The sequence below is a fragment of the Pedococcus sp. P2_F6 genome, assembly GCF_056403675.1.
Genome location: NZ_JBFUEZ010000008.1, coordinates 116,225 through 136,045, shown reverse-complemented (window position 1 = coordinate 136,045; position 19,821 = coordinate 116,225). Strand labels below are relative to the sequence as shown.

At 71.1% G+C, this 19,821-nt stretch carries 17 protein-coding genes; 5 read left to right on the top strand and 12 right to left on the bottom strand.

Going from position 1 to position 19,821, the window contains the following annotated elements; all coding sequences use genetic code 11:
* Nucleotides 1-3,563 (top strand): multifunctional oxoglutarate decarboxylase/oxoglutarate dehydrogenase thiamine pyrophosphate-binding subunit/dihydrolipoyllysine-residue succinyltransferase subunit (locus AC1DWP_RS18695; protein ID WP_477615990.1); only part of this gene is annotated, 3,563 nt, incomplete at its 5' end.
* Nucleotides 3,564-3,761: 198 nt separating this feature from the next.
* Here AC1DWP_RS18695 and AC1DWP_RS18690 read toward each other — a convergent pair.
* The gene (locus AC1DWP_RS18690) at nucleotides 3,762-4,679 is read right to left on the bottom strand and encodes a DUF559 domain-containing protein (RefSeq protein WP_477615989.1); all 918 of its coding nucleotides are present in this window, start codon (nucleotides 4,677-4,679) and stop codon (nucleotides 3,762-3,764) included.
* 224 nt (nucleotides 4,680-4,903) lie between these two features.
* On the opposite strand from AC1DWP_RS18690, the gene AC1DWP_RS18685 reads away from it, so the two are divergent.
* Both AC1DWP_RS18685 and AC1DWP_RS18680 read left to right on the top strand, forming a co-directional pair.
* Complete coding sequence (locus AC1DWP_RS18685; protein ID WP_140741227.1) at nucleotides 4,904-5,080, top strand: DUF6104 family protein; 177 nt, start codon at nucleotides 4,904-4,906, stop codon at nucleotides 5,078-5,080.
* Between the two features lie 3 nt (nucleotides 5,081-5,083).
* Nucleotides 5,084-5,734 carry a GDSL-type esterase/lipase family protein gene (locus AC1DWP_RS18680; protein ID WP_477615988.1) on the top strand — a complete coding sequence of 217 codons (651 nt, stop codon included), beginning with the start codon at nucleotides 5,084-5,086 and terminating at the stop codon, nucleotides 5,732-5,734.
* Nucleotides 5,735-5,740: 6 nt separating this feature from the next.
* On the opposite strand, the gene AC1DWP_RS18675 is transcribed toward AC1DWP_RS18680, so the two are convergent.
* Nucleotides 5,741-5,962 carry a hypothetical protein gene (locus tag AC1DWP_RS18675; RefSeq protein WP_477615987.1) on the bottom strand — a complete coding sequence of 74 codons (222 nt, stop codon included), beginning with the start codon at nucleotides 5,960-5,962 and terminating at the stop codon, nucleotides 5,741-5,743.
* Nucleotides 5,963-6,031: 69 nt separating this feature from the next.
* Nucleotides 6,032-7,006 (bottom strand): zinc-binding dehydrogenase, encoded by a 975-nt coding sequence (locus AC1DWP_RS18670; protein ID WP_477615986.1) that lies wholly within the window; start codon nucleotides 7,004-7,006, stop codon nucleotides 6,032-6,034.
* Between the two features lie 91 nt (nucleotides 7,007-7,097).
* Here AC1DWP_RS18670 and AC1DWP_RS18665 point away from each other — a divergent pair, with 91 nt between their 5' ends.
* Nucleotides 7,098-8,012 (top strand): nucleotidyltransferase family protein, encoded by a 915-nt coding sequence (locus tag AC1DWP_RS18665; protein ID WP_477615985.1) that lies wholly within the window; start codon nucleotides 7,098-7,100, stop codon nucleotides 8,010-8,012.
* Here AC1DWP_RS18665 and rfbD read toward each other — a convergent pair.
* From rfbD to AC1DWP_RS18640, 5 genes are read right to left on the bottom strand one after another with little or no spacing between them, the layout of a single operon-like run.
* Nucleotides 8,009-8,893: a dTDP-4-dehydrorhamnose reductase gene (gene rfbD / locus AC1DWP_RS18660; RefSeq protein WP_477615984.1), complete on the bottom strand. Its 885-nt coding sequence runs from the start codon at nucleotides 8,891-8,893 to the stop codon at nucleotides 8,009-8,011. The genes AC1DWP_RS18665 and rfbD overlap by 4 nt on opposite strands.
* On the bottom strand, nucleotides 8,893-9,888 hold the full coding sequence (gene rfbB / locus AC1DWP_RS18655) for a dTDP-glucose 4,6-dehydratase (protein WP_477615983.1): 996 nt from the start codon (nucleotides 9,886-9,888) through the stop codon (nucleotides 8,893-8,895). The genes rfbD and rfbB overlap by 1 nt, the downstream gene beginning before the upstream one ends.
* An 8-nt stretch (nucleotides 9,889-9,896) precedes the next feature.
* A complete protein-coding gene (locus AC1DWP_RS18650) occupies nucleotides 9,897-10,841 on the bottom strand; it encodes a glycosyltransferase family 2 protein (protein ID WP_477615996.1) in 945 nt (314 codons plus the stop codon).
* A 23-nt stretch (nucleotides 10,842-10,864) separates the two neighbouring features.
* Nucleotides 10,865-12,010, bottom strand: coding sequence for a glycosyltransferase family 4 protein (locus tag AC1DWP_RS18645; protein ID WP_477615982.1), 1,146 nt, complete (start codon nucleotides 12,008-12,010; stop codon nucleotides 10,865-10,867).
* Complete coding sequence (locus AC1DWP_RS18640; RefSeq protein ID WP_477615981.1) at nucleotides 12,007-13,104, bottom strand: glycosyltransferase family 4 protein; 1,098 nt, start codon at nucleotides 13,102-13,104, stop codon at nucleotides 12,007-12,009. The genes AC1DWP_RS18645 and AC1DWP_RS18640 overlap by 4 nt, the downstream gene beginning before the upstream one ends.
* A 70-nt stretch (nucleotides 13,105-13,174) precedes the next feature.
* Here AC1DWP_RS18640 and AC1DWP_RS18635 point away from each other — a divergent pair, with 70 nt between their 5' ends.
* Entirely contained in the window at nucleotides 13,175-14,596 is a 1,422-nt protein-coding gene (locus AC1DWP_RS18635; RefSeq protein WP_477615980.1) for a glycosyltransferase, read from the top strand.
* A gap of 145 nt (nucleotides 14,597-14,741) precedes the next feature.
* Here AC1DWP_RS18635 and AC1DWP_RS18630 read toward each other — a convergent pair whose 3' ends face one another.
* Genes AC1DWP_RS18630 through AC1DWP_RS18615 form a run of 4 tightly spaced genes read right to left on the bottom strand, consistent with a single transcriptional unit; the run spans nucleotide 14,742 to nucleotide 19,779 of the window.
* Entirely contained in the window at nucleotides 14,742-16,511 is a 1,770-nt protein-coding gene (locus AC1DWP_RS18630) for a methyltransferase domain-containing protein (protein WP_477615979.1), read from the bottom strand.
* A 9-nt stretch (nucleotides 16,512-16,520) separates the two neighbouring features.
* Nucleotides 16,521-17,423, bottom strand: coding sequence for a glycosyltransferase family protein (locus tag AC1DWP_RS18625; protein WP_477615978.1), 903 nt, complete (start codon nucleotides 17,421-17,423; stop codon nucleotides 16,521-16,523).
* Nucleotides 17,420-18,487, bottom strand: a complete 1,068-nt coding sequence (locus AC1DWP_RS18620) for an NAD-dependent epimerase/dehydratase family protein (RefSeq protein WP_477615977.1) — start codon at nucleotides 18,485-18,487, stop codon at nucleotides 17,420-17,422. Before AC1DWP_RS18620 ends, AC1DWP_RS18625 begins: the two co-directional genes overlap by 4 nt.
* A complete protein-coding gene (locus AC1DWP_RS18615) occupies nucleotides 18,484-19,779 on the bottom strand; it encodes an acyltransferase family protein (RefSeq protein WP_477615976.1) in 1,296 nt (431 codons plus the stop codon). The genes AC1DWP_RS18620 and AC1DWP_RS18615 overlap by 4 nt, the downstream gene beginning before the upstream one ends.
* Nucleotides 19,780-19,821: the final 42 nt, after the last annotated feature.

Here is a 19,821-nt window from a genome sequence, read left to right as displayed (position 1 = left end):
CCGCTCCTGCGGCCACGCCCGCGCCCACCGCGCCGGCTCCCGCACGCGCCCCCGCGGCCCGGGCCGAGGCCCCCGCCACCGTCGACACGACGAAGGAGGCGCCCAAGCCCCGCGAGCCGGAGGCCCCCAAGGCGACCAAGGCGACCAACCAGGACGAGGTCAGGCCGTTGCGCGGCGCCAGCGCCCGCACGGTCACCAACATGGAGACCTCGCTGACGGTCCCGACCGCCACGAGCGTCCGTGCCGTGCCCGCCAAGCTGCTCATCGACAACCGCGTCGTCATCAACAACCACCTGCAGCGCTCGCGCGGGGGCAAGGTGTCGTTCACCCACCTCATCGGCTACGCCCTGGTCAAGGCGCTGGGCCACATGCCCGAGATGAACAACGGGTTCACCGAGGAGAACGGCAAGCCGGCGCTCGTCGTCCCGGGCCACGTCAACCTCGGCCTCGCCATCGACATGGCCAAGCCCGACGGCACGCGCCAGCTGCTGGTCCCCTCCATCAAGTCCGCCGAGTCGATGGACTTCGCGCACTTCTGGACCGCCTACGAGGACATCGTCCGCAAGGCCCGGGGCAGCAAGCTCACGGTCGAGGACTTCCAGGGCACCACGCTGACCCTCACCAACCCCGGCACCATCGGCACCGTCCACTCGGTCCCGCGCCTGATGGCCGGTCAGGGCGCGATCATCGGTGTCGGTGCGCTCGAGTACCCCGCCGAGTGGCAGGGCGCGAGCCAGGAGACCATCAACCGCAACGCCGTCTCCAAGATCATCACGCTGACCAGCACCTACGACCACCGCATCATCCAGGGCGCGCAGTCCGGCGACTTCCTGCGGATCGTGCACCAGCTGCTGCTCGGCGAGAACGGCTTCTACGACGAGATCTTCGAGAGCCTGCGGCTGCCCTACGAGCCGGTGCGCTGGGTCCAGGACATCTCGACCCACCACGACGACGACGTCAACAAGACCGCGCGCGTGCAGGAGCTCATCCACGCCTACCGCGTGCGGGGCCACCTGATGGCCGACACCGACCCGTTGGAGTACCGCCAGCGCCGTCACCCCGACCTCGACGTCACCAGCCACGGCCTGACGCTGTGGGACCTCGAGCGCGACTTCGCCACCGGCGGCTTCGGCGGTGCGCCGATGCTGCGGCTGCGCAAGATCCTGGGCATCCTGAGGGACTCCTACTGCCGCACCATCGGCACGGAGTACATGCACATCCAGGACCCCGAGCAGCGCCGCTGGCTGCAGGACAAGATCGAGGTCGGCTACGCGAAGCCGGGCCCCGACGAGCAGCTGCGCATCCTGCGCCGGCTCAACGCCGCCGAGGCGTTCGAGACGTTCCTGCAGACCAAGTTCGTCGGCCAGAAGCGGTTCAGCCTCGAGGGCGGCGAGTCGGTCATCGCGCTGCTCGACCGCATCCTGTGCCGGGCTGCCGCGGACGCCATGGACGAGGTCTGCATCGGTATGCCGCACCGTGGGCGCCTCAACGTGCTCGCCAACATCGCGGGCAAGTCCTACGGCCAGATCTTCCGCGAGTTCGAGGGCAAGCAGGACCCCAAGTCCGTGCAGGGCTCCGGCGACGTGAAGTACCACCTGGGCACCGAGGGCGAGTTCGTCGCCGAGGACGGCAACAAGACCAAGGTCTACCTCGCCGCCAACCCCTCCCACCTCGAGGCCGTCAACCCGGTCCTCGAGGGCATCACCCGGGCCAAGCAGGACCGGCTCGACCTCGCCGGTGAGGACTTCACGGTGCTGCCGCTGCTGCTGCACGGCGACGCGGCGTTCGCCGGGCAGGGGGTCGTCGCCGAGACGCTCAACCTGTCCCAGCTGCGGGGCTACCGCACCGGCGGCACCATCCACGTGGTCATCAACAACCAGGTCGGCTTCACGACGTCGCCGAGCGCGTCCCGGTCGAGCACGTACTCGACCGACGTGGCCCGGATGATCCAGGCTCCGATCTTCCACGTGAACGGCGACGACCCCGAGGCCTGTGTCCGGGTGGCCGAGCTCGCCTACGAGTTCCGGCAGGAGTTCAACAAGGACGTCGTCATCGACATGGTGTGCTACCGCCGCCGCGGTCACAACGAGGGAGACGACCCCTCGATGACCCAGCCGTTGATGTACAACCTCATCGAGGCCAAGCGCTCGGTCCGCAAGCTCTACACCGAGGCCCTCATCGGCCGCGGCGACATCGGGCAGGAGGAGGCCGAGGCCGCGCTGCGCGACTACCAGCAGCAGCTCGAGAGGGTGTTCGTCGAGACCAAGGCCGCTCTCAAGGAGGCCGCCACGGCCGACTCCACCGATGCCACGCTCGCCGGCACCGACGCCGAGGGCCACTCCGGCCTCGAGCCGCCGACCGCGCAGGCCACCGACCAGGCCACCCGCTCGGCCGACCAGACGGCCATCCCGGCGGACCAGCTCCACCACATCGGTGACGCCTTCGTGAACCCGCCGCAGGGCTTCACGGTGCACCCCAAGCTGCTCCAGGCCATGGAGAAGCGCGCGCAGTCGACCCGCGACGGTGGCATCGACTGGGCGACCGGTGAGCTGCTGGCCTTCGGGTCGCTGCTCATGGAGGGCACGCCGGTGCGTCTCGCCGGTCAGGACAGCCGGCGCGGCACCTTCGTCCAGCGCCACGCGGTCCTCATCGACAAGAACACCGCCGAGGAGTGGACCCCGCTGCTCTACCTCGGCGAGGGTCAGGCCCGGTTCTGGGTCTACGACTCGCTGCTGTCCGAGTTCGCGGCGATGGGGTTCGAGTACGGCTACTCCGTCGAGCGTCCCGACGCCCTCGTCCTGTGGGAGGCGCAGTTCGGCGACTTCCTCAACGGCGCCCAGACCATCATCGACGAGTTCATCTCGTCCTCCGAGCAGAAGTGGGGCCAGCGCTCGTCCGTCGTGCTGCTGCTCCCCCACGGCTACGAGGGCCAGGGCCCCGACCACTCCTCCGCCCGCATCGAGCGCTTCCTGCAGATGTGCGCCGAGGACAACATGACGGTGGCCTACCCGTCGACGCCCGCGAGCTACTTCCACCTGCTGCGCCGACAGGCCTATGCCCGTCCGCGTCGTCCGCTCATCGTCTTCACCCCGAAGTCGATGCTGCGGCTCAAGGCGGCGAGCAGCATGCCGGCCGACTTCACCGACGGCACCTTCCGTCCGGTGATTCCCGACCGCGCGTCGTTCGACACCGCCGCCGTCACCCGAGTCCTGCTCGCCAGCGGCAAGGTCGTCTACGACCTCGAGGCCGCCCGTGAGAAGGCGGGTGACACCACCACCGCCATCGTGCGGGTCGAGCAGCTGGCTCCGTTGCCGGCCAAGGAGATCGCGGCCGAGCTCGCGAAGTACCCCGCTGCCGACGTGCTCTGGGTGCAGGACGAGCCCAACAACCAGGGCGCCTGGCCGTTCATCGCGCTCAACCTGCCGCAGGCCCTCGCCGGACTCGGCGAGACCCGCCTGCTGCGGGTGGTCTCGCGCAAGGCTTCGGCCTCACCGGCCACCGGCTCGAGCAAGCGGCACGCCGAGCAGCAGTCCGAGCTCATCACGTCCGCCTTCGCGAGATAGAACACCAGAGTCCAGGCAGTCTCACGCACGGACTCCACCAGGTATGCCGCGTGGCTGGCCCAGCCACGCGGCATACCTGCGTCTGTGGCCTGGCGGTCGTGGGCGGACGACCACGGTCCGCGCCCCGGTCGGGTGATCGCGCCGCCCTGAGCACACCCTCGTCGAGCCGCCCCTGACCACGGTCGTCCTGCCACGAGGTCACGCGGCCACACGCAGGCGAGCCCGGTGGAGTTCTTCGCGCAGGGCCAGCTCCTCGCGCCGGATGGCCACAGCGGCCGCGATCATCTCCGCCACCCACGCCGGCCTGGTCATCACCCGCGTCCAAGGGAATCGCAGCACCAGCCACCCGTCGGCCACCAGCTCGTCGTACCGCACGCAGTCCTTCTCGAACAGCTCGCCCTCCCCGTGGAACTCGAAGCTGTCCGCCTCGAGCACGATCTTCAGGCTGACGTCCGCGAGGTCGACCCGGCCCACCCAGCGCCCGTTGCGGTCGATGCGGACCTGCGGCACGACCGAGAGCCCGGGGACCTCGAGCGCGATCGCCCTCAACACCGACTCGAACGGGTTTGCTGCTCGGGGATCCGCCAGCTCCACCACCCGCGCCACCTTGCGGCGAGGCCCGCGGGCGGGGAGTGCCGCCACTGCCCGAGCGAGCTCGGCCCTGGTCACCGTGCCGTCGCGCAGCGCGGAGTCGGCGACGGCGAGCCCCTCGTCGAACGGCAGCCGCGCCGCGCAGTCGATCACGGTCCGCACTGGCCCGGTCACCAGTCCATCGACGTCGGCATCAGGCAGGTTCACCCACGTCACCTGCGCCGACCCACGTTGGTCGGCGGTGAGCTTGCGACCGCGCCCGACCGCGATCTGAGGTGCCCGGGGTTGCCACTTGAGCGCCCAACCATGGTGTGCCGCGGCGCTCAGCAGGACGGAGGTGCCTCGGAGCTGCACTGCCATCCGCCGCGCACTCGTTGCCGTCGGAAGGGCGTAGCGGCCCCGGGCCACCCGCTCGACCAACCCGGCACGCAGGGCGTTCTCGAAGGACCGCCGGTCACTCGCCGCGATGACCTCGGCCCGGGTGGCGGCGCCCCCCAGTCGGCCCAGCGCCTCCACTGCGTTCACGCTGCGAGTCTGGCCCGACCGCGACGCTCGCCCCCGACTCTGTCCACAGCCTCGTCGGCGGACGACCAGGGTCGCCGCGCCGGTCCCCTGCCAGGCGCATCCTCCGCAGGGCGTCCGATCCGCGTCGCCGACCGTGGTCGTCCGCGCACAACCGCGCCACACTGCGCCGGGTATGCCGCGTGGCTGGCTCAGCCACGCGGCATACCCCCGTTAACCTTGCAGTCGTGTACTTCACGGATCGCGGCATCGAGGAGCTGGTCGCTCGCCGAGGGGAAGAAGAGGTCTCCTTCGAGTGGTTGGCCGACCAGCTGCGGACCTTCGTGGACCTGAATCCCGATTTCGAGACCCCCGTCGAGCGCCTGGCCACCTGGCTGGCCCGGCTCGACGACGACGAGGACTGACGCGTGAGCGACCCCACCTTCACCCCGAGCGCCGAGTTCCAGGTTGCCTCCGACGGTCCCCGCGACGTGGGGATCGTCTTCGTCGGCGACTCGCTCGTCGTCGGAGTGGGTGACCCCAAGGGACAGGGCTGGGTCTCCCGGGTGGCCGGTCGGACGCACCACCCCGACCTCGAGCTCACGGCCTACAACCTGGGGGTGCGGGGCGACACCACGGCTGACGTGCTGGCCCGCTGGAAGGCGGAGTGCGCGCCCCGCTGGGCGGGACGCGCCGAGAAGCGGCTGGTCGTCTCGGTCGGCGGCAACGACGCGGCCACCGGCGTGACCCTGGCCCGCCACCGCCTCAACCTCGCAAACATCCTCGACGACGCGGCCAGCGCAGGTATCGGGACGTTCGTGGCGAGCCCGACGCCGACCGACGACTCCGAGATCAACGCCAAGCTCGACGTGCTCGTGGAGGCGCAGGCCGATGTCTGCGCCCGCCGTGGGGTGCCGTTCGTGGACTGTTTCCGTCCGCTGCTCGGTCACGAGCAGTGGCAGAGCGACCTGGCGGCGAGCCGGATCGCCCACCACCCGGGACAGGCGGGATACGGCCTCATCGCGTGGCTGGTGCTGCACAACGGCTGGTACGACTGGCTGCAGATCTCGCCGAGCTGACGAGTCCTAGAGGTGCCGGTCCGCCAGGGCGCGCAGCTGGGCCAGCGTCTCGATCGCGCTGCGGTCACCGATGAGCCACGGGTTGACGACAGCCCGCATCTCGGCGTCGAGGTCGGGCCCCGGAGGGTTGCGGCGGGTGTGACCGTGCGGGACCGGGGCCACCGCCTTTGGATTGTGTGTCCACCTCGAGTCGATGATGTCGTCCGGTGAAGAGGGGAACTGTTCCATCTCCCCTTGATACGCCTGTGTCGGCCAGATCCCTAATCGGCCTCAGGCCCCTCTCAGGGAGGTGCTCCGTCAGGATCCGACGGTGAAGACGACCTTGCCGAACACGTCGCCGGCCGCCATCTTGGCGAAGCCCTCCCGCGCCCGGTCGAGTGGCAGGGTCGTGTCGATCACCGGCTCGATCCGCTGCTGCACCACGAGCTGCGTGAGCCGTTCGAGCTCGGTGCGCGTCCCCATGGTCGACCCGACGACCCGCAGCTGCTTGAAGTAGATCTTGGTCAGCTCGGCCTTGCTCGGGGCATCGCCTGACGTGGCGCCGGAGATGACGATCGTCCCGCCCGGCTTGAGCGAGTTCACGGAGTGCGACCAGGTGGCGGCGCCGACGGTCTCCATGACGGCGTCGACCCGGTCGGGGAGCCGTTCGCCGTTCCCGAAGGCGCGGTCCGCACCGATCCCCACCGCCAGCCGCCCCTTCTCCTCGTCGCGGCTGGTGACCCACATCCGGTAACCCGCCGCAGCACCGAGCTGGACCAGGGCAGTGGCCACCCCGCCGCCGGCTCCCTGGACCAGGACGGTCGCACCGGGCGTGAGCCCCGCATTGCTGAAGAGCATCCGGTATGCCGTGAGCCAGGCCGTCGAGAGGCACGCGGCGTGCGTCCACGGCAGGTCCGCAGGCTTCGCGACGAGGTTCGAGGTCGGGACGGCGACCTTCTCCGCGAGGGTCCCGTCGTGCAGCTCGGAGAGGAGGGTGCGGCGCGGGTCGAGCGTCTCGTCGCCCCGCCACCCGTCGCTGGGCACGACCGCGTGGACGATGACCTCGTTGCCCTCCTCGTCGATCCCGGCGCCATCGCAACCGAGGATCATCGGGAGGCGGTCCGCGGACAGCCCGACGCCGCGCAGCGACCAGACGTCGTGGTGGTTCAGGCCGGCGGCCCGGAGCGTGACGGTCGTCCACCCCTCGCGCGGCTGCGGGTCGGGCCGCTCGCCGACCTCGAGGCCGGACAGCGGGTCGTCGGCGGACTGGCGGGCAGCGTAGACGGCGAGCATGGACCGACCTTAGCGAGAGTCCTGTGGCACGAACGGCGGAGGGGGAGCTGAAACGGGGCACCCTGATCCGCGGCAGCCGCATACTGACGGGGTGCCGGAGTCCACGCTGTCGATGACCGAGGGCGTGCTGCTCGCGCACGCCCTCGTGGCGCGCCTTGCCGACCAGGTGGGTGCCCGGGTTCTCTTCATCAAGGGGCCGACGGCCGTTGCACTGGGCGCCCGGCCTGACCGAGCCTCCACCGACGTGGACGTCCTCGCCGACCGGGCCGGGTTCGTCGCCCTGTGCGCCGCCCTGGAAGGGTCCGGGTGGCAGCGACGCATCGCGGCCACGGGACTGCGTCGCGCGGCCGACCTGGCGTTTGAACACTCCGCGCACTTCATCCACCCGGACTGGCCGTGCGACCTGGACGTGCACTTCTCCTTTCCGGGGTTCCTGGCGCCGGAGGCCGAGGTGTTCGAGGCGCTGTGGGACACCAGCACCACGGTGGACGTCGCAGGCCGCTCGGTGCCCAGCCCCTCGGTGCAGGGGCAGGCCCTGGTCGTCGCGCTCCACGCGCTGCGAGACCCGGGCAAGGTGACGAGCCAGCAGGACCTGGCCCACCTGGAGGCGACCGTGGCCGGCTGGCCACCTGACCTGCTCGCGCAGCTGGCAGACCTGGCGGCCGCAACGGGTTCGTCGGACTCCGCAGATTCGTTCCTCGGGCACGTGGGTGCGGTCGTCGCGACGGACGGCCCACGGTACTCAGCACGGGTGGCGGACTGGCGAGCGCGTCAGCAGGGGTTCGGGCGATCGACGATGTGGCTCGTGGAGCTGCGGCGTTCGCCCTGGCGCGAACGCCCGGGAGTGCTCCGTCGAGCCCTCCTCCCGTCGCCCGAGTACCTCGTCGGATCGCACCTCGCAGCGGACCTGGGCCGCGGGCGACTCGTGCTGCTCCACTGTCGACGCTGGGGTCGCGCGCTGGCCTCGCTGCCGAGGGCTCTGGGTCGCGCTCGCCGGCTCCGTTAGGCCTTCGGCTCCTGGGCCACCGCGTCTGCGACGACGTCGGCCAAGGACGCGGCGAGGCTCTCCTGCCAGGGCGGCAGGGGTGCGAGGCGTGCCATCCGCCAGGAGTCGTGCCCCAGCACGCTGTAGGTGGGACGCGGTGCGGGGAGGGGGAACGCGTCGCTGGACGTCGGCCGCACCCTCTCCGGGTCCAGCCCGAGCCCACGGAAGATCTCCTGGGTGAGTCCGAACTTGGTCGTCTCTCCCTGGCTGGTGGCGTGCCACACGCCGAACGGCGCCGACTCGTGCACGAGCCGCAGGATCGCCTGGGCGACGTCCATCGTCCAGGTCGGCTGGCCGGTCTGGTCGTCGACGACGTCGAGGGTGTCGTGCCGGTCGGCCAGCCTCGCCATGGTCTTCACGAAGTTCGGGCCCCCGGCGCCGTACAACCAGGCCGTCCGGACGATCCACGCCTGGGGGCACCGCGCCTGCACCGCCCACTCCCCTGCGGCCTTGGTCCGCCCGTAGGCGGACAGCGGCGCAAGAGGTGCGTCCTCGGCATACGGCTCGGTCGCGTCGCCGGCGAACACATAGTCCGTCGAGATGTGGACGAGGCGCGCTCCGACGGCTCGGCACGCGTCTGCGACGTTGGCCGCGCCCACCGCGTTGACCGAAAAGGCTTGCCCTTCATGGCTTTCCGCGTCGTCAACTGCCGTGTATGCCGCGCAGTTCACCACGACGTCGTGGCCCCGCACGGCATCACGCACGGCATCGGCGTCGGTGATGTCCAGGTCGGACCGGGTGAGCGCGGTGACGTCGTCGTCCGGGACACCGGCGAGCGCCAGCGTCACCTGCAGGTCGAGGCCGAGCATGCCGCCCGCGCCGGTCACCAGCCAGCGGGTCATCAGCGGCCGAGCCGGTCGTACCGCGCCTCGGCGACGACCTTGGCCGTGCGCCACCAGTCCTGGTTGTCCTGATACCAGGCGATGGTGTCCTCGAGGCCCGAACGGACGTCGGGGTGGGCCGGCCGCCAGTCGGTCTCGGCCCGCAGCTTGGTGGCGTCGATCGCGTAGCGCAGGTCGTGGCCCGGGCGGTCCGGGACGTGGTCGAACCAGTCGGCCGGCTTGCCCATGAGGTCGAGGATCAGCGCCACGACGTCCCTGTTGTTCATCTCGCCGTCGGCCCCGATGAGGTAGGTCTCCCCGAGCCGGCCCTGCTCGACGATGGTGATCACGGCGTCGTTGTGGTCGTCGACGTGGATCCAGTCGCGGACGTTGGCGCCGGCTCCGTAGAGCTTGGGCTTCACCCCGTCGATGATCCCGGTGATCTGCCGGGGGATGAACTTCTCCGGGTGCTGGCGCGGGCCGTAGTTGTTCGAGCAGTTCGACAGTGTCGCCTTGAGCCCGAAGGAGCGGATCCAGGCGCGGACCAGCAGGTCGGCACTGGCCTTCGACGCCGAGTAGGGGCTCGAGGGGTTCAGCGGCGTGGTCTCGGTGAACTTGGCCGGGTCGTCGAGCTCGAGGTCGCCGTAGACCTCGTCGGTGGAGATGTGGTGGATCCGCTTGTCGTGCCGACGCACCGCCTGGATGAGCTGGTAGGTGCCGATGATGTTGGTGTCGATGAACGGCCACGGGTCGTCCAAGGAGTTGTCGTTGTGCGAGTCCGCGGCGAAGTGGATGACGAGGTCGTGGGCGGCGACCAGCTCGTCCACGAGGTCGGCGTCGGTCACCGAGCCCTTCACCACGTCGACCTCGCCGACCACGGGGTCGAGCGAGGTGAGGTTCGCGGCATACGTCATCGAGTCCAGGACGGTCAGCCGCCAGTCGGGGCGGACCTGGCGGGCCCTGATGACGAAGTTCGAGCCGATGAAACCGGCGGCGCCGGTGACGAGGACCTTCACGATTTCTCCTACGTGGTGGAGGCGGGCCGGGTCCCGTGATCGAGCTCTGCGATCAGTGCGGGTTCGACGTCTGGGAGCGAGTCCGCCGGACGGGTGGGGGGTGCGCCGTGGAACACCCGCTTGCTCCGCCGTGACGCGAGGTAGCGTAGCGCCAGCCCCAGTCGGATGATCAGCCGCAGGGGTAGCTGGCGCGGGGAGGAGTACCGCCGGGCGAGGTACCGGTAGGCGCTGGCGTGGTGAACGCGGGACATGCCCATGCGGTCCCGGTTGGTCGCGTGACCGCCGTGGTGGACCACGACCGAGTCGGGCACGTAGACGACGTCCCAGCCCGCCTCGGCGAGTCGTTCGCACAGGTCGACGTCCTCGAAGTACATGAAGTACGCGGAGTCGAATCCCCCGACCGCCTCGAAGGCCTCGCGGCGCAGGAGGAGACAAGCCCCGGAGAGCCAACCCACCCGGCCCTCGACAGGGTCGTGACGCTCGCGCCGGTAGCGCGCCGTCCAGGGGTTGTTGGGCCAGGCCCAGCCCAGGAGGGCGTGGCCGACCCCGTTGTGCAGACGTGGGATCTGGCGAGCAGACGGGTAGAGCAGGCCTTCATCGGTGACGATGCCCGGCCCGAGCGCTCCTGCTCGGGGCCAGCGCTCCGTGGCGTCGAGCAACCGGTCGATCGACTCCGGCTCGAAGCGCACGTCGGGGTTGGCGATGATGAACCATTCCTCGTCCCTGCCCTCGGCACCGAGGTTGGCAGCCCGGCCGTAGCCGAGGTTGCCGCCAGAGCTGACGAGCTGGACACCACCGCGGCCTCGGGCGCGTTCCGGCGAGCCGTCAGTGGACCCGTTGTCGATCAGGGTGACGGGCACCGGGTGTTGCGTCGCCTCGGCCAACGAGTCGAGCAGCTCGTCCAGGAAAACCCCCGGTGAGTACGTCACCACGAGCAGCCGAACCTTGGTCATCGTGTTCACGAGCGCCCCCTCTGCTATCGCGCCAGTCGTGAAGAACAGGCCGTCCCATAGGCCTCGAGGTGCCGCGCGGCCGCGCGACTCCACGAGAACTGTAGGGCCCGAGATGCCCCATCAGTGCGCATTGCGGCCCGCAGGTCGGGATCGTCCAGGAGTCGGGTGAGCGCGTCAGCGATGTCGTCCGCATCGGGCGAAGCGGCGTACGCCACCGCCTCTCCCCCGACTTCGGGGAGGGCCAGCTCGCGGGTCGTGAGCACGGCGACACCCGCCGCCATGGCCTCCAGCACCGGCAACCCGAAGCCCTCACCGAGGCTCGGATAGGCCATCACCTCGGCCCCGCCGAGCACGGCGTGCACCATCCCGTCGGGGACGAAACCGGTGCGCAGCACGCGCAGCGGCGGCGGCACCGCGGTCAGGTCGCCATCGAGCGTGGTCTCCCACCCTGCGGCTCCTGCGAGGACGAGAACGGGCGGTTCCGGGCGCTCGCTGCAGGCCTGCACGTAGGCGCGAAGCAGGGCGGGGACGTTCTTCCTCGGCTCGATCGTGCCGAGGAAGACGATGTATGCCGCGGAGCCGAGCCCCAGCCACTCCCTCGCCTCCGCGATCTCGGCAGTCGTGGGCGGATGGAACGTCTCGAGATCCACGCCGTGGGGGATCACCACCAGGCGACTGCGGTCGGCGCCGGTGTGCGCGACGACCTCGTCGGCGGTCGCCGCGCTGGGCACCACCACTGCGTCGGCCAGGCGGGTCGCCGCCCGAGTCCACGCCCGGAAGAACCTGCGCTTGACCGGGCCGTGGACCTCAGGGTGGCTGAAAAAGGTTGCGTCGTGGAGGGTGACCACGCGCGCCGGGCGGGCGCGACCGAGGAAGAGGGGCAGCGTGTAGTGGGGAGAGTGGACGACGTCCGGCTGGTGGCGTGCGACGAGGCGGGGCAGACCCACCTGCTCCCAGACCAGCCGGGCAGCAGGATGCCGGGCCCACGACGGCACGACGTGGGTCCGGTGGCGACCGACCAGGTGCTCGTAGGAGGCGGCGTCCCGTCGCTGGCAGGCCACGAGCACCTCGACGTCCAGCGACGCGAGCCCCGCGATGAGCTCGTCGACGTAACGCCCCACGCCCCCGCGCTGGGCGGGCAGGGCGCTGGCGTCGATCAGCACCTTCACGCGGGTCGCGCGCCCCTCCGGGACATCGCCCCTGCGTAGATCTGCCACATCCGCGAACCTACCTCGTGCCACTCGAACAGCCGGCTGCGCTCCAGTCCACGCGCGGAGAGGCCAACGGCCAGCGCTGAGTCGGCGAGCACCGACCCGAGCGCCTCCGCCAAGGCCTGCGGGTCGCCGACGGGGACGACGACGGCGGCCCCACCGCCCACTTCCACGAGGGCTGCATCGTCGCTCGTCACCACGGGGGTCCCGGCCGCCATGGCCTCCACGACCGGCAGCCCGAAGCCCTCGGAGCGCGACGGCACGGCAACCACGGCCGCACCGGCATACCAGCGGTGCAGGTCCGCGTCCGACACCCGGCCTGCCACGTGGACACGGTCCGACACCCCCAGCCCGGCAGCCATCGAGGGGACGTCCACGCCTCCCCATCCGTGCGGGCCGACCACGACGAGGCGGGCCTGGGCCAGGGCCGGCTGCGCCATCGCCGCGAGCAGCACGTCCAACCCCTTGCGGGGTTCGGCCGTGCCGACGAACAGGACGTACCCGGGGTCGGCGGGTGGAGCGGACTCGTGCTGCACGTCCCCCTCGAGGCGGGTGACCCCGAGAGGAACCACGACCACCTCACCCGTCGGCGCGAGGAGCTCGACCACCCTGGAGGCGACGGCCTGCGTCGGGGTGACGATGACGTCGGCCTCGGCGGCCGCCCGGGCGCCCATCCGCCGGTGGAAGGCGACCCCGCGGGCCGTGAGCGTCTCGGGATGGGTCCAGGGCACGACGTCGTGGATGGTCACCACCAGGGCATGGGACCGCCCCGTCGGCGGCACGAGCAGGGTGGGGGCGTGGATGACCCCAGCGCCTCGCAGGCGCGGTCCGACCCCGCGCTCCCACAGTCGCGCGAGACCCTTTGCCGGGATCCCGATCGTCTCGTGGCGCTGGAGGTGGTCGGGGACGGGCCCGGCCGTCGCGAACACGCCCACCAGCTCGTCCTCCGGAGCGCAGGCGAGGGCCAGCGCGCGAGCCAGCTCGGCGGCATACCTGCCGGTCCCGCCCGGCACGGGCGAGCGGGTCTGTTCCAACAGCAGACGCACCTGCACCGGGCCTCCACCACCTTTCCGGACGAACGGTAGTCGGCTGGCGTGGTGGGCCATGGGAGGATCGCTGCTCGTGTGGGAGAACTTGGGTGGGGTCTACGCCAGTCATCCGCGAGCGCGGGTGCTCGGGGTGCTGCCTGCGACCGCGCCCCAGGGGTGGCGGGCCGATGACACCGAGTCGCCCACCGTGGTCCTGTCCGTCACCGACGGACTGCCGGACGCCGACATGGTGGCAGAGGCCGCCTCGAGCAACCCGGCCGTGATCGTGGTCCTCGCGGCAGACCCCGTGCCCACGTCCGTGGTCGTCGCCGCCCTGCTGGGGCAGGCTCCGTCCTGGGCCGGCGAGGCCGTGGCAGACGTCGATGCCAGGCTGGCGCACGCTGGGTACGCCTGGGACCGGGAGCCCTCCCCCCGCGCGCCTTCCGTCGTCGCGGGAGGGCTCGTCGCGGCGATCGACCAGGTGCGCTCCGAGGTCGGCCTCCCCGGCGAGGGTCAGCCGCTGGTGCGCACCTACGTCCCGGAGACCGCCCGGAGCCGGCCAGGGCACGACGACGGCGCGCCGTTCCTGTCCGTCCTCGTCCGCACCCAGGCGACTCCCCGGCGCCTGGAGACCCTGGTGGACGTCCTGGCGTGCCTCCAGGGGCAGACCGACGACGACTTCGAGGTGCTCGTCCTGGCCCACGACCCGCCTCCCGAGGGCTGGCAGGGCCTGCTCGAGCTGGTGCAGGGCCTTCCGGCGCAGTTCCGTGGCCGCGTGCAGGCCGTCGAGGTGCTGGGCGGCGGTCGCGCCGCCGGTCTGGTCGAGGGCCATCGCCGCGCCCGCGGCGCCTACCTCGCGGCGCTCGACGACGACGACCTCGTCCTGGGCCACTGGGTCCAGACCTTCAGGGAGCTGGCCGTCGCGGCCGGACGACCGACGGTGCTGCGCGCCTGCGCCGTGGCCCAGGCCATGGAGCTCCTCCCACAGTCACCTGCGGGGTTCCGCGCGGTCGCCCCGGTCGAGAAACGCTGGATGAGCACGTTCGACCTGGTGAGCCACCTCGTCGACAACCACTCCCCCATCCACTCGTGGGCGCTGAGCCGCGAGGCGCACGTCTGGAACCTGCGGTGGGACACCGAGCTGCCCGTGCTGGAGGACTGGGACCTGCTGCTGCGGTCGGCCCTGCGGCTCGGCGTTGCGTCCTCGCCCGAGATCACCGCGGTCTACCGGGTGTGGCCGCACGCCGAGAACTCGTTCGCCGAGCTCCCGGAGGCGAGCTGGGGAGAGGTGCGCACCCGCGTGCTCGACGGCCTCGACTCCTCGGCCGTCGCCCTGGCCTCCGGGTCGGCGACGCGGCTGCGCGACCTCGAGTTCTTCGCCCTCACCCACCGACCCTTCCGCGTCCGGGTGAAGGGGTATGCCGCGCGGCGGCTGCACCGGTCCCGCGTCGCCCTGGCCGGCACGCCGGTCGGGCCCCCGGTCAAGAAGGTGCTCCGCGCGTTGCGCGCACGGTAGGCGGTAGTCGCTCGTCGCTAGTCGTCGTCGAGCGAGGGGAGCCGCGGGCGGCTCGTCAGCGGGCGGCTCGTCAGCGGGCGGCTCGTCAGCGGGCGGCTCGTCAGCGGGCGGCTCGTCAGCGGGCGGCTCGTCAGCGGGCGGCTCGTCAGCGGGCTGCTTGGCCTCCCGTGAGCTTGCGCAGCACACGTCCCGACGCTCGCACCGGAGCCATCACGCGCCACGAGCGGGAGGTCCGCAGGTCGGCCGCATCCTGCTCGGCTGCCAGCAGGGCGCCCCGGAGCTCCGCGATGTCGCCCTCCAGCTTGCGGACCCAGGCATGAGCGGTCGGGTCCCACTCGGATCCGCCGGTCCTGGCCGCGCGGATCCGGGCGATCGTCCCCGGCGGGAACACGTGCAGGCCCCGGTCCAGCCGATAGACGATGGCGTCCTCGGTGGCCTTCCACTCGCGCTCGTCGTGCAGCGTGTGTGAGGCCTCGCCGACGAGCCAGCGTCGGTACACGCTCGTGACGTGAGGCGACTGGGCCACCCCCGCGACCAGCGCGGTCTGGAGCAGCACGTCCCAGTCCTCGAGGACGTTGAGCGCCTCGTCGAAACGCACGCCGAGGTCGCGGAAGACGCTGCGGGGGAACGCCACCGACACGGGTGGGGACTGGTTCTCGGTGAAGTGGTCGTAGAGGTCGAACGTGGACTCGAAGTTCTTGCGGACGGCCGACACGGTGCGGTGCCCGACGGAAGCACCGGTCGTCGCAGGCTGCTCCGTGATGTCCTGCTCCACCGCCACCGCACGCAGCAGGCGCCCGGGCTTGCGTGCCGCCATGGTCGCAAACGTCTGGACCCAGTGACCGAGCACGAGGTCGTCGTCGTCGAGGATCGCGACGTACTGGCCGCGGGCCGCCTCGACTCCCACGTTGAGGGGTCGCGAGCGACCGCCCGTGTCGACCGCGATGACGCGGCTGCGCGAGCGCAGTCCCTCCGGGAGGTCGTCGATCATCCGCTCCACGACGAGCTGTCGCTCGTAGCTGACCCGGTGCGGGAGCACGATGAGCTCGAAGTCCTGGTTGGTCTGGCCCATCAGGCAGATGAGCGCGTCGCGCATGGCCTCGGGCCGGCGTCCCTGGGTGCGCATGATCACGGAGAGGAACGGGCCCTCGCCCTCATGCGGTTCCGGCCAGGCTGACCCGCGAGGGGCTCCGGGGAGGTAGGCCCGGACGAGCTGGTTGGTCTCGGAGTGCGGGTGGGCACGCTGCGTGAGGCTGCGCAGGAACGCGCCGAGCTCGGTGGAGTCCGAGAGGGCGACGTTGTCGGGCGGGAAGTGCTGGTCGCTCAGGTGCAGGTTGAAGTCTGCCTCCCCGACCTCGCGCCATCCGGCGGCCCTGGTCCACCGGTCGACCAGGTCCTCCGTGTGGTGCACGACGTGGGTCCGGTCGAGCAGCCCCGTCTCGGTGTAGTCCCACCGACCCAGGAGCAGCTTGATGGCGACGTCACGATGCGCGACGTTGGGCACGCCGAGGATGAGCGCTGCGCCGCCGTTGGCGCGGCTCAGCTCGCCGAGGGCCGCCAGGACCGCCGGGCCGTGCAGGACGTGCTCGAGGGTGTCGATGATGGAGATGCTCGCGAGGGGCCGGCCCGCGAGGATGCGCTCGAGCGTCGCGAACAACCCGGCGGTGTCGTCGAGGTTGACCTCGTGGGCCTCGAAGCCCCGACCCTTGAGCTCGGCGATCCCGGCGTCGGCGAGGTCGGCGCCGACGTAGGTCAGCCCCAGGTCGCGGACCGGCTCGGCGATCGCCCCGAACCCGCAGCCGAGGTCCAGGTGCACCGCGCCGTCCTTCTCGGCATGGTGCTCCTCGATAAGCGAGACCACGCGGGCGTAGACCGTCTCGGGGCCGTACACGAACTTGTACTGGTCACCAGTCATCGAGCGCCCCTAGAACCGGTGCACGGCGTAGACGCCGTCCACGAACGTGGCCACGGTCGCGGCGTCGGCGACGGGTTCGGGCAGCGTGCCCGCGGCGCGCCGCTCCTCGAACGTCGTCACGGACTTGCGTTGCAGCTCGCTGCCGTATGCCGTGAGGTCACGGGAGTACTTCTTCACCAGGTCCGGGCGGCCCCACTTGTGGGCCATCATCAGCGCGGCCTCGGCGGAGTAGTACTCCTCGGCGCCGCCGACCATCCACGTCCCGTCGTCGTTGAGCCGCTTGTCGTGGAAGATCCTGGCGCTGTCGCGCAGGATCAGGCGGTAGCCGGCGAGCCGGATCCGCCACGACCAGTCGACGTCGTCGCAGTAGAGGAAGAACGCCTCGTTGTCGAAGCCGCCGACGCGTTCGACGACCTCCTTGGAGACGAGGGCGCAGGCGGTGGTGGCCCACGGGGTCTCGCCGGTGGTGGGGTCGTAGGGCTTGGGATGCTCGAAGGGGAGCTGGCGGGCCTCGACCAGTCCCACCGAGGCCTGTGCCCCGAAGGGTTGGAACAGCTCCTCCACCAGGCGGGGCGACGGCACGGTGTCGGGGTTGACGATCATGACGTAGTCGCTCGCGAGGTCCTCGAGCAGCGCGTTGTGCCCGGCTGCCGACCCGAGGTTCTTGCCGAAGAAGCGGTAGTCGACGTCGTCGATCCCGAGTCCCTTGACCTCCTCGCGCAGCCGGAGCAGGAGCTCATCACCCAGAGCGGGAGTCGGGCCACAGTCCCCGAGGAGCACGCGGGTGCTCCCCACCACGTCGGCGGACCGGGCGAGCTCGATCGACCGGGCCATGGCACCGAGGAAGCGCTCGACGTGCTCGGCCTCGTTGTTGAACAGGATCGAGTGGATCTGAAGGCTTGGCGCGGTCATACGGTCGCGTGCTCCTCGGTCTCGACCCACTCCTGAAGGCGTCCCACGCCCTCAGTGAGGCTCACGGCAGGCCCCCAGCCGAGCTCGGCCCGGGTCGTGGAGATGTCGGCGAGCGCATGGCGCACGTCGCCGTCGCGGAACTTGGCCACGACGACGGGCGACGGAGCGCCGTGGTAGGCGGCCATCTCGGTGGCCAGCTGCCCGATGGTCGTCGGCCTGCCCGAGCCGACGTCGAGCACCCGCACGTCCGCCGGAGCCTGGGCCAGACCCACGGCGAGGGCCGTTGCGACGTCGTCGATGTAGACGAAGTCACGGGTGATGTCGCCGTCCTCGTAGAGCGGGATCTCCTCCTGGCGCCTGGCCAGCCTGGAGAACAGCGTGACGATGCCCGTGTAGGAGTTGGTCAGGGACTGCCCCGGCCCATAGACGTTCTGAAGCCTGAAGATGCTGAGGGGCACACCGCGACTGAGCGCCCACGCGGCGAGGATGTGCTCCTGGGCGAGCTTGGTCGCGCCGTAGACACTCGTCGGGGCAGGGGCGGTGAGGTCGGCCCGGGCCGGCAGCCCGTGCCCGTCCTCGAAGTCCCACTGCCTGCGCTCGAGCTGGTCGTGGGACCGCTGGCCCGGATACCACCGGGAACCATCCGGGCGCTCCCACTCGCCCTCGCCGTAGACGGCCCGGCTCGAGGTGAGCAGGACGTGAGCCGGCAGGTGGTCGACGCGCCCGAGCCAGTCCGTCAGCTGGGTGGTGCCCACGACGTTGACGCGGCCGTGCCGGGACGCCTCGGTGAGCGACTGCCCGGTGCCCGTCTCGGCGGCGAGGTGGATGACGGTGTCCGGCCGCAGGTCGCCGAGCTCGTCCCAGGCCTCGGCCTTCGTCACGTCGCCGACGACCAGGGTGGCCTCGTCGGCGAGCAGCGCCGGTCGGCCGCCAGAGGGGTGGACCTGCGGGTGGAGGCTGTCCAGGACTGTCCAGGAGTCGGCCTGTGGCGTCAGGAGCTGGCTGAGGGCACAGCCGATGAATCCCGCCCCGCCGGTGACGAGGACGTGTCCGAGCTTGCTCAACGTGGTGATCCCCCTAGATCGATGGTGGCCGCGTCAGGATCGAGCTCCTCGCGAACGCCCGCGTGACTGTAACCGACTCCCGCCGGATCGGCCCCGGCGGTGCGAGCGGGCGCGTCGCCCCACGCCTCGACTCGGCCACGAGCCCACCCGCGCCAGAACGCCAGCCCCCGCCCAGGTCCCCAGGACTTCAGCCGCAGCGCCGGCTTCTCGACGAGGTGCCAGCTGGCGAACGCGAAGACGAAGGTGACCGACCAGGCGATCACGATGTAGGGCAGGATCCCCAGGCGGTGGACCCCCAGGGAGGCCAGGGCCATCTGCACGATGAACCCCCCCACGTAGATGCCGTACGAGTAGTCGTTCTTCGCCGCCACCGACTTGACGCGCGCCGGCGCGGCATACGCGAACCAGAGCAGGGCGTAGCCCATGGCCGGGACGCCGATGAGGTGGTACCCGCCGACCCGGAACAGGGCGAGCAGACCAACCAGGAGGCCGCCGAGGGCGAGCCGTCCGTTCATGGGCAGGCGGTCGGCGTACACGGCGGCGGTGCTGCCGACGAGGAAGGTGGCGGCGAGCTGGACGAACTGGAGGTCGCCCAGCCACGGGGCCATGGCCTTGGCCACGTCGGGTGCCGCTGCGGACAGGGACCCGAGCAGGAGCAGGGCCGCCGCGGAGACGGGGACCAGTACCCGGGCCCGGCTGAAGATCGCGAAGAGGGCGAAGGCCCCGACCAGCAGGTAGCAGCGGAACTCGTACTCGAGGGTCCACAGCGACCCGTTGAGGACGCTCCAGCCGACCTGGTGCCCGTAGGGGGTCTCGGCGAAGACGTCGAGCAGGCCGTACTGGCCGATGTGCAGGTTCCAGTTCCGCGTGAAGTACGTGAGCGGCCCTGGGAACGCAGCCGTCCAGAAACCCGCGAGCGTCCCGTGGTGGCGCAGGTAGAACGCCGGGGCGACGACCGCCGCCGAGACCACGAGGGTGAGCCAGTACGCAGGGAAGATGCGCAGGACACGCCGCCACAGGAACTGAAGCGTGTCGGCCGACATGGCACTGCGTGCGATGAGGAAACCACTCACGACGAAGAAGCCCTCGACCGCGAGCCCGCCGATGCTGTTCTGGCCGTGCGTGTAGCGCCAGAACGGGTCCTCGCCGAAGCCACCGAGCGGGAAGGCGTGGTCGACGATGACGGCGCTGGCGAGGATCAACCGCAGGAAACCGAACGCGTTGTCCCTCCCCCGCAGCATCGAGGACAACACGAGGGTCGACCCGTCGTCGTCCGGCTGTCGTCGGCGCATCCCGTATCCTTCGTCACGGCAGAGCATTCAAGTGGCCCCAGA